The sequence below is a fragment of the Streptomyces sp. AC555_RSS877 genome (assembly GCF_019049245.1).
In the GTDB taxonomy this organism is placed as follows: domain Bacteria; phylum Actinomycetota; class Actinomycetes; order Streptomycetales; family Streptomycetaceae; genus Streptomyces.
Window position 1 is genome coordinate 40,852 of record NZ_JAGMUK010000030.1, and the last position, 12,480, is coordinate 53,331.

The 12,480-nt window shown below is 71.0% G+C and carries 12 protein-coding genes; 1 reads left to right on the forward strand and 11 read right to left on the reverse strand.

Annotated elements, in window-relative coordinates:
- Positions 1–52 precede the first annotated feature (52 nt).
- Positions 53–1,996, reverse strand: a complete 1,944-nt coding sequence (locus KUM49_RS13880) for a hypothetical protein (RefSeq protein WP_217237118.1) — start codon at positions 1,994–1,996, stop codon at positions 53–55.
- A gap of 49 nt (positions 1,997–2,045) precedes the next feature.
- The gene (locus KUM49_RS13885) at positions 2,046–2,546 is read right to left on the reverse strand and encodes a tetratricopeptide repeat protein (protein ID WP_217237119.1); all 501 of its coding nucleotides are present in this window, start codon (positions 2,544–2,546) and stop codon (positions 2,046–2,048) included.
- Positions 2,547–2,682: 136 nt separating this feature from the next.
- On the opposite strand from KUM49_RS13885, the gene KUM49_RS13890 reads away from it, so the two are divergent.
- On the forward strand, positions 2,683–3,120 hold the full coding sequence (locus KUM49_RS13890) for a hypothetical protein (protein ID WP_217237120.1): 438 nt from the start codon (positions 2,683–2,685) through the stop codon (positions 3,118–3,120).
- Positions 3,121–3,207: 87 nt separating this feature from the next.
- On the opposite strand, the gene KUM49_RS13895 is transcribed toward KUM49_RS13890, so the two are convergent.
- The 9 genes from KUM49_RS13895 to KUM49_RS13930 all read right to left on the reverse strand — a co-directional run bounded on the left by KUM49_RS13895 (position 3,208) and on the right by KUM49_RS13930 (position 12,441).
- Positions 3,208–4,758, reverse strand: a complete 1,551-nt coding sequence (locus KUM49_RS13895) for a DUF1996 domain-containing protein (protein WP_217237121.1) — start codon at positions 4,756–4,758, stop codon at positions 3,208–3,210.
- Between the two features lie 201 nt (positions 4,759–4,959).
- A complete protein-coding gene (locus tag KUM49_RS13900) occupies positions 4,960–5,613 on the reverse strand; it encodes a response regulator transcription factor (protein WP_217237122.1) in 654 nt (217 codons plus the stop codon).
- On the reverse strand, positions 5,598–6,878 hold the full coding sequence (locus KUM49_RS13905) for a sensor histidine kinase (RefSeq protein WP_217237123.1): 1,281 nt from the start codon (positions 6,876–6,878) through the stop codon (positions 5,598–5,600). The genes KUM49_RS13900 and KUM49_RS13905 overlap by 16 nt, the downstream gene beginning before the upstream one ends.
- Before the next feature lie 479 nt (positions 6,879–7,357).
- Positions 7,358–8,371, reverse strand: a complete 1,014-nt coding sequence (locus KUM49_RS13910; RefSeq protein WP_217237124.1) for an NAD-dependent epimerase/dehydratase family protein — start codon at positions 8,369–8,371, stop codon at positions 7,358–7,360.
- Between the two features lie 78 nt (positions 8,372–8,449).
- On the reverse strand, positions 8,450–9,025 hold the full coding sequence (locus tag KUM49_RS13915; RefSeq protein ID WP_217237125.1) for a winged helix-turn-helix domain-containing protein: 576 nt from the start codon (positions 9,023–9,025) through the stop codon (positions 8,450–8,452).
- A 122-nt stretch (positions 9,026–9,147) separates the two neighbouring features.
- Positions 9,148–9,270, reverse strand: a complete 123-nt coding sequence (locus KUM49_RS49800; RefSeq protein ID WP_099928360.1) for a hypothetical protein — start codon at positions 9,268–9,270, stop codon at positions 9,148–9,150.
- A 165-nt stretch (positions 9,271–9,435) separates the two neighbouring features.
- Complete coding sequence (gene glnII / locus KUM49_RS13920; protein ID WP_217237126.1) at positions 9,436–10,464, reverse strand: glutamine synthetase; 1,029 nt, start codon at positions 10,462–10,464, stop codon at positions 9,436–9,438.
- A gap of 363 nt (positions 10,465–10,827) precedes the next feature.
- Positions 10,828–11,523, reverse strand: a complete 696-nt coding sequence (locus tag KUM49_RS13925) for a hypothetical protein (RefSeq protein WP_217237127.1) — start codon at positions 11,521–11,523, stop codon at positions 10,828–10,830.
- 108 nt (positions 11,524–11,631) lie between these two features.
- Entirely contained in the window at positions 11,632–12,441 is an 810-nt protein-coding gene (locus tag KUM49_RS13930) for a hypothetical protein (RefSeq protein ID WP_254401205.1), read from the reverse strand.
- Between the last annotated feature and the right edge of the window lie 39 nt (positions 12,442–12,480).

The window sequence follows — 12,480 nt, forward strand, 5'->3', positions numbered from 1 at the left end:
CGAATTCGCCACAAGACGATCACTTCAAGCAGGTCCGGCACGCGCTGTTCCGCTAGCGCAGAGCGTCGATCGACCGCCCGCTCTCCAGCTTCCCCGTCAGGCCGGCCTGCGCCCCCTGCCGCGTCCGCACGGCCAGCAGGTTGCCCTGGGCAGAGCCGCCGACGCCGCCCGTCGTCGTGATCGACGCCGTGCCACGACTGCCCGCCGCCAGCAGGTACCAGGAACCCGCCTCCGACTTCCACAGCACCCCTGCCAGCACATGCGGGTCGCGCGGGCCGCAGGCCGGTACGTTCTCGGCCTTCGCCGCGACCGCCCCGTACGGCCCGCCCGGCGTGCGGAACTGCGCCTGGACGCGCGTGCCGCCGCCCCGCCAGGTCTCGGCGCGCGTGCACACCCACGAGGCCGAGCCGCTCGCGTCGGGCAGCGGCTGGGTGGCGTACTCCCAGGCGTTCACGGACCGCACGCCCTGGGAGCGCACGGCGGACAGGGAGCAGGCGAAGGGTGCCCAGGCTCGCAGCGCCGCCGCGCCGGAGGCGTCGCGCGTCGAGCCGGGGCGCCCGGTGGTGAGGCGGGCCGGGACCAGTTCGCCGAGGTCGGTCGACAGGCGGGTACCGGAGCCGTCCGTCAGCTGGAGGACGTTCCACGAGGTGCACGCGCCGGTCTGCTGGGCGGCGCTGGCCAGCGGCGAGGTGACGCCCTCGGCCACCGTGAGGTCCATCGCGCCGGAGCCCGGCTTCAGCAGGTCCCGCTCGGCCGCCTTCTTCACCCAGGGGGCGGTCAGATAGCGGACGTTGCCGTCGGCCCGGCCCAGCACCACCGCGTTCGCCTCGGCGCCACTCGCGCCGTCGACCCGCGCGAAGTCGAGGGCGGCGCCCTTCGTGCTGTCCTTCGGTTCCGCGTACCGGGCGATGCGCAGACCGTCGTAGAGGATCACCACGCGCGCGTTGTCGACGTTCCCGGCGTACAGCAGTTGCGGCGGGCCCGCCGGGCCGCCCGACGGGGTGCCCGGGGTCGCGGAGACCTGGACGGTCTCGCCGGGGCGGGCCCAGATGGCGAGGGCACGGCGCAGCAGCGCCTCGTCGCCGGTGAGGTCACCGCGGGCCGGCCACACGGAGAAGTCGGTGCGCGCGGCGGCCTGCCACGCGGTGGCCGGGACCCTGGTCAGCCGGCCGGGGTCGAGGGCGGCCTGCGCCGCCGGGTTCTGCGCGTACGGCGGGGCGGCGGCGCCGTCGGGTGCCCAGCCGTCACCGGGCAGGCCGAGCAGCGCCCCGCACACGGCGACGGCCGCCGCGGCGGCGAGCGCGGCCTTCATGTGCTGGCGGCGCCGCATCAGGTCGGTGGGCCGGGCCTGCAGCGAACAGGGGTCGAACTCGGGGGAGCCGAGCAGTGCGTACTGCGCGGGCACCTCGTCGGCCTCGTCCAGCGCGTCGTCCACGTCGTCCACGCCCGCCGCCGCCAACACCTCGCGTACGTCGCCGTCCGGAAGCTTCTCCAGACCGCGCAGTACGTACGCGGCGCGGGCCGGTCCGGACAGGGCGGACAGCCGCTGGTCCAGGGCGAGTTCGTCGGCGCCACCCGAGCGCGGGAAGAGGCGCAGCCCCCGCACCTGGGGCAGCAGCGGCGGCAGCTGCGACCGCCTGGGCCACGCCCTGAACGTCAGCGGCAGACCCGCCTCCAGGGCCGTACGCAGCACCCGGAGCCGGACGAAGGCGTAGCCGGGGTCGCCCTCCCGGCCCGTCGACTGAGCGGGGATCACGGGTACGGGCGTCCGCCCCCGGGGCAGGGCGCGCTGGGTGAGCGCGTGCGCGGTCAGGACGCGCCGGTTGCGGCCGAGGCCCGGCGGCAGCACCAGATAGGCGAGCCGGACGAGCCGGGGATAGTGCTCGACGAGCGCCGCCTCGGCCTGCTCGACGTCGACGAGCGGGTCGGACGACGAGGAAGCGGCGGCGGAGCCGGAGCCGGGTGCGGGGCGCGGGGCGACATCCTGTGACTGCACGTTCAGCAGAACGAGCGAATCGGTGGTTGGTCACCGCCATCCGGGTGACTCAGCCCTCCGGATCGACCAGGGCCCGCGCGTAGTTCGCCATCGACCGCTGGTAACGCGGCAGATGGGGTGCCAGGGCGCCCAGGACGAGGGAAAGCCCCTCGCGGTCCCGGCCGAGACTCGACAGACACAGGGCGAGCGTCGCGCGTACCGCGTCGTCCAACTCGTCCGAGGAGCTGTCCAGTTCGGGCGTCAGCAGCTTGACGCCCTCCTCCGCCCGCCCGGTGTTCCGCAGGGAACTGGACAGCTGGATCTTGGCGCGCCGCCCCTTGTAGCCTTCGAGACCGCGCGCGAGCGCCTCCCGGTACAGCGGAACCGCCTTGTCCGAGTGACCCGTCGAGTCCCAGGCGCAGGCCTGTTCGAAGGGGCCGAGCGGGCTGTCCGACGGCAGCTCGGCGACGAGTGCGTCGATCACCGCGCGGAAGTCGGAGGCATCCTCCTCGGCGTAGTCGTCGAAGCCGGCCCACGCGGCGGTCACACGGTCTTCCCAGTCCTGGTTCACCGCGACACTTTCGCACGGCTGTGCCGGCAGGGGCACTTGATTTGAGCGCCGCGTGCTCCGGAGCCGTATCGAAGGGGACGGGCCCCTCGCCGGGGCCGGCTGAGGCATGGTCTGATGCATGCGACCGGAGGAACAGATGAGGGTGACCCGACCGAAGCTCGCGCTGACCGGCGCGGCGCTGGTGCTTGCGCTGACGGGCTGCGGATCCGGCGGCGAGAAGGCGGCCGCGGTGCCGGAGACGGCGACCGGCAGCCTGGAGCACCTGGCCGCCGAGGCGAAGTGCAACCCGAACATGCAGACGGACGCGGACACGATCCGCCAGGCCATCTGCAAGAACCCCGACGGCAAGTTCGTCCTCGCGACGTTCTCGACCGACCGCGGTCAGGCCGAGTGGCTGAGCGGGGCGAAGGACTACGGCGGCTACTACCTGGTCGGCCGCAAGTGGGTCGCCGTCGGCGAGGAGAAGACGGTCACCGCGCTGCGCGGCCGGCTCGGCGGGACCATGGAAGAGGGGTCCGCCCACATGAATCCCGGTGGCAGCCACAACAGTCACACCAGCAGTCACAGCAGCTGAGCGCGGGGATCCGGGAACAGACGAAAGCCGGCGGTGGGACTTCCCACCGCCGGCTTCCTGGTTGGTCAGTACCGGATTCCTAGAAGGTCACTGGCATTGCTGACCGCTGTTGATGCAGTCGACCATCTCGTTCATCACGTTCTCGTCGAAGAAGTTGATGAAGTCGTTGTGGTCGGTGATCGGCTTGTGCAGCTGGTCCGGGAAGGAGTCGACCGCGAACGGGTTCACGACCTGTCCGTTCTGGATCTGCGGGGCCGGCACGTCGTAGACCAGACGGACCTGGAGCTGCGGGATGGCCTGGAAACCGTTGGAGCAGCTGCCGTCCGCCTCGACGAAGTCCACGTGGGTGCGGTGGTTGGCGCTGTCGATGTTCTGGCCGTCCCAGCAGCTCTGGAAGAAGGACGTCCGTACCACCGAGCTGCCCTCGGGGCAGATCGGGTACTTGTCCGTCAGCTGCCGGTCTTCGAAGCCGGTGCAGCTCCAGTTCGTGTTGGCGTTGTTGAGGCCGTTCACGAAGGACTTGGCGTCACCGGTGATGATGCGCAGGGCCGTCGGCATCGCGACGACATCGCTCGTCTTGTTGCCGACGAACTTCAGCTGCGCCTCGCTGGCCTGCTGGATGGTGCCGACGTTGCCGTCCTGACCGCCACCGGCGGCGTTCGCGTCGATGTCGTCCTGACCGTCCTGCACACGCAGCACCGGCCAGAAGTACGACGACTTGTCGCCCTGGTTCTCGCAGGTGGTGTCCGCCGCCGCCAGGTCCTCGTCGCTCGCGAACGCGTCGTTGCCCTGGTTGCCGACGTAGTCGTGCTGGTGCTGCGCACCGTTGCTGACACCGGGAGCGACGATCACGTTGTCCGAGTTGCGGTTCTCGTTCTCGTTGGTGCCACAGCTCGTGGTGAAGGTGCCCGTGGAACCGGTGTCCCCGTTCGCGGGGAGACCGTTGCCGTTCACGCCCTGCGGGCCGCCGTTCGGCTGGACGGTGGTGATGTCCTGGAAGTCGGCTGCCGCCGGGCCGTTGCCGGCCTGACCGCCGTTGCCTTCCTGACCGCCGTTGTCCTGGCCCTGGTCCTGGCCCTGGTCCCCACCCTGGTCCTGACCGTCGTTGTTCTGGTCCTGACCGTCGTTGTTCTGGCCCCCGCCCTCGCCGTCGACGACCTCCGGCTGGTCGGCCACCACGCCCTCGCACTCGGCGAGCTGGTCCATCCCCTGCGGAGCCTGGCCGCCCACGCGCTTGAGGTTGATGTTGATCCGGTCGAGCGTGGCAACCCGCTTGGACTTCAGGGGTCCGAGAATGGCGTTGTTGACGAAGCCGGCATCCCCCGCCTGGGCCTGGCGTGTGTCCGCGAGGCGCTTGTAGGCCTCCGTCACCTGCTGGTCGAGCAGCGCCAGCTCCTTGTCGACGCCCGCCCGAGCCTTGTCCGGCACATCGGTGAGCTGCTGGCCGACATCCGGGCAGTCGATCGTCGCAACCTGCGCGGCGGCGGCCTTGGTCTGGTTCTGGGCCCCGTTCTCCTCGTGCGCCGAGGCATAGAAGTTGGCCCAGATCAGCCCGCCCCCACCGAGCGCTAGGGCAGCCGTTCCGGCGATGGCCTTGGTGGCCAGCGGCATACGGCGTTTTCTTGTGTTGCGTCCCATGGAACTCCTCTGACTTCCTTGCGGGGCATTCGAGGCGCCCGACAGGAGTGAAGCGGCGCCCCTGAATACGGAAGGAGTCCCACGGATGTTCAGCCGTCCCAGAAATTGGTGAAAGATGCGCGAGACAATTCGGTTTCAACTGCCCCGGTAACACCAGGAGTTGTTGATCCCTCACAGGAGGTGCCCGAGCGGGGTCTCATTTCAGCGGCCGTGGTCGAGATAGGCGAGAACCGCCAGAACGCGGCGGTTGTCGTCGTCCGACACCTCCAGGCCCAGTTTGGCGAAGATGTTGGCGGTGTGCTTGGCGATCGCCCGCTCCGTGACCACGAGCTTGGCGGCGATCGCCGCGTTGGTGCGGCCCTGCGCCATCAGTTCCAGCACCTCGCGTTCACGGGGCGTGAGCCGGCCCAGCGGCTGGTCGTCGGCCGCCCGCCGGGACAGCAGCTGCTGGATCACCTGCGGATCCATGGCCGTACCCCCCGCCGCGACCCGTCGTACGGCGTCCACGAACTGCTCCGCGTCGAACACCCGGTCCTTGAGCAGATAGCCGACCCCGCCGCTGCCGTCGGCGAGCAGCTCACGCGCGTACAACTGCTCCACGTGCTGCGACAGGACCAGCACCGGCAGACCGGGTCTGTCCCGGCGGGCGTTCAGCGCACACTGCAGCCCCTCGTCGGTGTGCGTCGGCGGCAGCCGTACGTCGACCACCGCCACGTCCGGTTGCAGCTCGGCCAGGGCGGCAGCCAGCTCCGGCCCGCTCTCGACGGCTGCGGCGATCTCGAAGTCGTGGGCCTCCAGGAGGCGTACGAGTCCGTCGCGCAGCAGGAACAGGTCTTCGGCTAGGACAACACGCAAGGGATCTCCATGGTGACCATGGTGGGGCCGCCCGCGGGGCTGCTGACGGCCAGGACGCCGTCGAATGTACCCAGTCGCCGCTCGACTCCGGCGAGCCCCGAACCGGCCCCGATCACCGCGCCGCCCCTGCCGTTGTCGGTCACCGAGATCCGCAGCATGCCGCCGTCGTCCGCGACGTGATGCAGGTCGACCCAAATCCGGTCGGCGTCCGCGTACTTGACCGCGTTGGTGAGCACCTCGCTGACCGCGAAGTACGCGGCCGACTCGACGGGCTCGTCCGCCCGGCCGGGCAGGTCCACCTCCACCTCGGTCGCCACGGGCATCCGCAGCGCCAACGCCCGTACGGCGTCGCCCAGTCCACGCTCGGCGAGCACCGGCGGGTGGATGCCGCGCACCAGGTCGCGCAGTTCTGCGAGGGCGTCCACGGACGACTGACGGGCCTGCGCCAGCAACTTCCGCGCCTGCTCGGGGTCCTTGTCCATCAGCATGTCGATGGTGCCGAGATCCATGCCCATCGCGACCAGCCGGGCCTGCGCCCCGTCGTGCAGATCCCGCTCGATGCGGCGCAGTTCGGCGGCCGAGGTGTCGACCGCGTCGCGCCGGGTCTCGGTCAGTACGCGCACCCGCTCGGCCAGTTCGCCCTGGTTGGAGGCGAGAACCGCCCGGGTCAGCCGGAAGTGGGCCTCCAGCAGCCGTGGGGTGAGGAAGTGGGCGAAGAAGAGTAGGACCAGGCCCAGGGCCGCGGCGGCGAATGCGGTGGCCTGGTCGGAGACGGGCACGAACCCGTACCAGTACCCGTCCGGGAAGACCCGCCACAGCCCGGCGGCCAGCGCGAACCCCTCCAGCGGGTAGAAGAGCAGCACGGCCGGCAGCAGCGCGGTGAGGAACCCCGCCGTCATGTCGACCGGCAGCCACCTCAGGTCCCGCCAGGTGGCCGGATCACGGAGCATCCCGAAGGTACGCGCCCACGGGTTGGCGTCCTTCGGGACCGGCCGGTACGCCGACGGGATCTGCACCCCGCACCACTGAGCCGCCAGCACCCGCCGCCAGTCCGCGAAGGCCCGCACGCCGGTCAGCACCCAGGGTGTCGTGACGATCCCGACCCCGACCGGTATCAGCGCGATCGACACCAGGGAGAGGGTGAAACAGAGCACCGCCCCCGGCAGCAGCACCAACGCCAGCCCGAGCCCCCGTACCGCCGCCCGCCCCACGCCCCGCACCCTGGTGCGGCCGGCGCCGCCGCTCTTCGTCTCGATGGTCGTCATGCCGTCAGTCTGGCCGAGCGGGAGGCGGGGGTCACTGGGGCTGGGCGGCCGGTCAGGGGTGTTGCCAGATACACCGTTCCGTTCCTGCGGACTGAGCAGGAGTGAGTCCGCTCAGCCGCACGCCCCGAACGGTGTTGGGCGCACTGGTCCCCGGCGTACTCGACCCCGGGGCAGCGACACGGATCCTGTCCGTGGCCCGATCCCGGGAGGCCGGTTCCCTCACGACCTGGCCAGATGGGCACAGCCAGAGGCGACGGAGAGGCCCCGAACCATCACTCCGGTGGAGCGGGGCCCCGCAACACTGGCGCCGTACCCGGCGTCCCAGATCGCACGATCACCGTAGCCCGAACGGACCAGGACGCCGCAAGCCCGGAAGTCGACCATCACACGAGCGAGTTAAACCGACATCGTGCACATTCCCGGGCCAACAGCTGGCAACCCTCACCCCCGCGCCCGCGCCCTAACCCCGGCCCGCGCCCCTACTCTCGGCCCGACCTCTCGCTCGTCGCCAGTACCTTCGCCTCCAGTTCCGGATCGAGTCCCACTGCCGGCCGGTCGGGGCGTTGTGGGGCCATGCCGCCGATGCTGCGCAGCCAGGTCCAGGTGTCCGCCACGGTGTCGGCGACCGGACGGCAGCGCAGGCCCGCCTCGATCGCCCGGGAGACGTCCGCGGTGTGCAGGGCCGCGTGTCCCTCGCTGTCCGGCGGCAGCCAGACCGGCAGGTGCAGCCACGGCTCGATACCCGCGGCGAGGACGATGTCCGGGTCGGTCCAGCGCAACTCGGCGGCCCCGCCGGTGACGTCCACGCAGGCGTCGAGGAGCGTGCCCATGGTGGCGTGCCCCGAGGGGCCGACGAGGTTGTACGGTCCGCTCGCCTCGCGCTGCACCGAGTCGAGGGTCCATTCCGCGAGGTCACGGACGTCGACGTACTGGATGGGCAGGTCACGTGGCCCGGGCGCGAGGACGGGGCCGCCGCGGGCGATCCGGGTCAGCCACCAGGGCAGCCGGCCGATGTTCTCGTAGGGCCCGAGGATCAGCCCGGCCCGTACGAGCAGGGAGCGGTCCGCGCCGAAGGCCTCGACGGCGGCCAGCTCGCCGCCCCGCTTGTCCCGGGCGTAGTCGCTCTGTTCGGCGTCGGCGGAGGCATCCTCCACCAGGGGCGCGTCCTCGCCGCGTCCGGCGCCGCGCGGCCACGCGTACACCGAGCGGCTCGACACGTACACGTACCGCTCGGCGCGGCCCCGCAGCAGTCGCGCCGAGTCACGCACCACACGGGGCGCGGCCGACCAGGTGTCGACGACCACGTCCCATTCGCCGTCCGCGAGGGCGGCGAGCCCGTCGGGCGCCGTGCGGTCACCGTGCAACGACCGCACGCCGGTGGGAGGTTCGTGCCGTCCTCGGTGGAAGACGGTCACCTCCCAGCCGCGCCCGAGGGCCGCCTCGACGACGGCCCGTCCCGCGAACTCCGTACCGCCCAGCATCAGAAGTCTCATGCCGGGACTGTGCCCGGTGGAGCGGCGGGAGGGAACCCGGATCTGCCGTCGGCAGAGGGGGGAACCGGGGGGAAGGGCTCAACGCTCGGTCGGCGGTGCGTACTTGTAGCCCACCCGGCGCACCGTCTGGATCGCCTGGCGGTTCTCGGAGCCCAGCTTGCGGCGCAGCCGGGCGATGTGGACGTCGACCGTGCGGCCGTCACCGACATGGCCGTACCCCCACACCGTGGTGACCAGCTGGTCGCGGGTGTGCACCCGGTGGGGGTGGGTGACCAGGTGCGCGAGAAGCTCGAACTCCAGGTAGGTGAGGTCGAGTTCGCGCCCGTTCACCTCGGCCGTGCGCTGCCCGCTGTCGATGCGGACGAGCGGGTCGCCGACGTCGGCGACCGGCGTACCGGCCTCCGGCGCGTCCGGCACCGCCACCGGCAGGAACGGCGGCTGCTGGTCGGCCGGGACCAGCACGAGGTAGCCGATCATCGGCGGCCGGCCCGGCAGGGAGGGAAGGGTGTGCGGGGGAGCGGGCAGCCAGGTGGCGCCCGGCGGCAGGAACTCCGCGACGTCGATCACCTCGTCCCGGTCGACGGCGCGCAGACGATGACGCGAACCGTTGGGGGAGGAGAGGGCGGCGGGGGAGAGAGAACGAGTGGTCGCCATGAGAGGTCAGCTCTTTCGCGCGAGAGGTTCGACAGGAAGGTCGACGGCCCCGAGTTCGTGGTCGGGTTCGTCGAGAGGACCTACGTCGTTTCGCGCCGGCCGAAGGCCGGGGGTGTACGGCTTTAGAGGGCCGGCGCGTTCATCGCGCGGCAACACACCCGGTCGAAGTCGTGGTGCTGACGGGAGGGCCAGAACGGCTCGAGGTCATGGCGACCCGTCGCGGTGTGGTTCTGGAAGCTGGCCATGGGCCCATTGAAGCAGACACAGGCCCGCAACAGGAGTCTCCTCTCACTGCTTGGACCCCTGCCTGGCGAGAAGTCGCCCGCGTCGGCCCGAAGAGGACGAAGCCCCGGGGCGCGAAAGGGGCGCCCGCCGAGATGGCGGGCGCCCCTTCCTGGAAGCAGCGGTGATCAGACCTGGCCGGCCTTCTCCAGAGCCGTGCAGCAGGTGTCGACGATCAGGCGCGTCACCAGGTACGGGTCGACGTTCGCGTTCGGGCGGCGGTCCTCGATGTAGCCCTTGCCGTCCTTCTCGACCTGCCACGGGATACGGACCGAGGCGCCACGGTTGGAGACACCGTAGGAGTACTCGTTCCACGGGGCGGTCTCGTGCAGACCGGTCAGGCGGTCGTCGATGCCGGCGCCGTAGTTCTTGACGTGGTCGAGCGGCTTCGAGCCCTCACCGAGCGACTCGCACGCGGTGATGATCGCGTCGTAACCCTCGCGCATCGCCTTCGTGGAGAAGTTGGTGTGCGCACCGGCGCCGTTCCAGTCGCCCTTCACCGGCTTCGGGTCCAGCGTCGCGGCGACGCCGAAGTCCTCGGCGGTGCGGTAGAGCAGCCAGCGGGCGATCCACAGGTGGTCGGAGACCTCCAGCGGGGAGACCGGGCCGACCTGGAACTCCCACTGGCCGGGCATGACCTCGGCGTTGATGCCGGAGATCGCGAGACCCGCCTTCAGGCAGTTCTCCAGGTGGGCCTCGACGATGTCACGGCCGAAGATCTCGTCGGCGCCGACACCGCAGTAGTAACCGCCCTGCGGGGCCGGGAAGCCGCCCCTGGGGAAGCCGAGCGGGTAGCCGTCCTTGAAGAACGTGTACTCCTGCTCGATGCCGAAGATCGGCTCCTGGGAGGCGAACTTCTCGGCGACCTCGACGAGCGCGGCACGGGTGTTCGACTCGTGCGGCGTCATGTCGATGTTGAGGACCTCGCACATGACGAGGATGTCGTCGCCGCCGCGGATCGGGTCCGGGCAGGAGAAGACCGGCTTGAGGACACGGTCCGAGGCGTGGCCCTCGGCCTGGTTCGTGGAAGACCCGTCGAAGCCCCAGATCCCCAGCTCGGCACCCTTGGCGTCGTCGGCCAGTATCTTCGTCTTGGAACGGAGCTTCGCCGTCGGCTGGGTGCCGTCGATCCAGATGTACTCAGCCTTGAAGGTCACGGGCCACTTCCTTCGGGGGTGTGTCTAGACGCACTTGCGGGTGCTGCGGCGCTGCGGCACTGGGGCACCGCTTTCGATGCCACGCAGCCTGTCAACAGGCGATTTCCCGGTCATTGCTCGAATGTGAACCCCGTGTTACCTGGTGGTGCTGTGTCGCGACTCACGCTGTGAGGGTCCTCGCGGCGGGGGGATGGGGCGCGGAGGGACAGGGAAACACGCACGAAAAGGAGCGCGGGGGCGGCTCGTATGCGATGAGGTTGGGGGCGGGGTGCGGGGGCATGAAAGGTCAGGACATGCCGGTCCCGCCGCCCCTGGCCGGGGGCGGCGGGACCGGTGACACGTACGGTTACCGGCGTCCTGGCATCACCCCACCTTCTCGATCACTGCCCGGCGGATGAGGAACTTGCCGGGCTCCCGCACCTGTTCGAAGGCCGCGTTGTTGAGCAGGGCGCAGCTGCCCGAGACCGAGGTGACCTCCACCGTCGTGGACTTATTGTTGTCCAGGTTGGTGACCTTCAGCTTCGTCCCGACAGGGAACTGGTTGCTGGACGCGGCCGGGGCGCCGGCCTCGCCGGACAGGGTGACGGTCGAGCCGTTGCACACCTGCTGTCCGGAGTCGGCCGGCGCGGTCTGCGCGGGCGGCGCGGTCTGTGCGGGTGACGTGGCTTGGGCGGGTGGCGTGGCTTGGGCGGGTGGCGTGGCTTGGGCGGGTGGCGTGGACGGTGCCGGCTGTGCCGCCTGGGGGTCCTGAGCCGACTCCCCGACGACGCACCCGGACGCCTCCTGCTGCACCTTGATCTGCGCGATGACGGCCTCGCGGTTGGCGATCCGGGCCTCGGACTGCGCGTCCGGGGCCGCCCGCTGGCCGTCGACGAACCGCTGGTTGTTGCCGAGGGCGGTGGCGAGACCCTGGCAGACGGTCGACTCGGCGGCCGTCTGCGGGGACTGCGCGGCGTTCGAGGTGGCCGCCATGACGAAGGCGCCACCTCCCGCCACCGTCGCGGCACTCGCCAGCAGCGCGAGCTTCTTCTTCGTGCCGAGCGTTCTCCTGCGTGACATGCGCGGCTCCTGAGAGGTAGGGGAGCGTACGCCGCTATGTACGAGATACCGAACGACGCTGCTCAGCTGCTGACAGGAGTCACCAAAGTGGTGCGCGTCACACCGCAGTCAGCTGTCTCCCTGCTCGTACGCCGCCACCGTGTCGTTGACGTGCTGGAGCAACCCCTCGGTCAGGCGCGTGAGTTCGCCCTCCCTGGTCTCCGCCCCGTCGCCCCACTGCCCGTTCGCGAACACCACCGAGCGCACGGTCATCAGCCGCCGGAAGACCCCCGCCGAACCGGGCGGCACGGTCGGCAGCCCCGCCTCGGGCGGCGGGTCGAGCGAGACCGCCTGATACGTCACCGGGTCCATCGAGGCCATCATGAACACCGCCGAGGCATCCTCCACACGCCGGAAACTCAGCACGCTGACCGTCACCTGCGAACGCTGTTCGGTGTCCGTGAACAGTGCCGCCGTCAACCGGACGCATCCCTCGCCCTGTTCGAGCAGTGCTGCCAGCTCCGGCGACGTGCCACGGGCGCAGTCGGTGGTGGTGGCGAGGTCGACGCGGTGGTGCCGGGCCCCGTCCTTCAGGCGCACGTTCTGCTGCGGGAAGGCCTGCTCGGGCCGGATCACGGGCCGTGCGAGCAGGGAGGGCAGGGTGGTCGGGGCGTCGGAGGGGAGGGTGGCGGTCACGGACGGCACGGCGGTGCCGGTGTCCGCGGTCGCCGACGTCAGGGGGGTGGCCGTGGCCGTCTCGCCGCCACCGCCGCCCTCGAACAGCACCGCGCCCGCGGCGATCGCGGCCACGAGGACGACGCCCGTGCCGGCGGCGGCCGCGCGCCGGGTGCGGCGTTTTCTGCGTATGCGCTCCTGTTCGGCCACCCATGAGGCGTACGGGTCGGAGGGGTGCGGCATTCCTTGATCACCGAAGGTCATGGCGGCGGAGGGTAACAGCGCGAGCCCTCCGAACTCCCG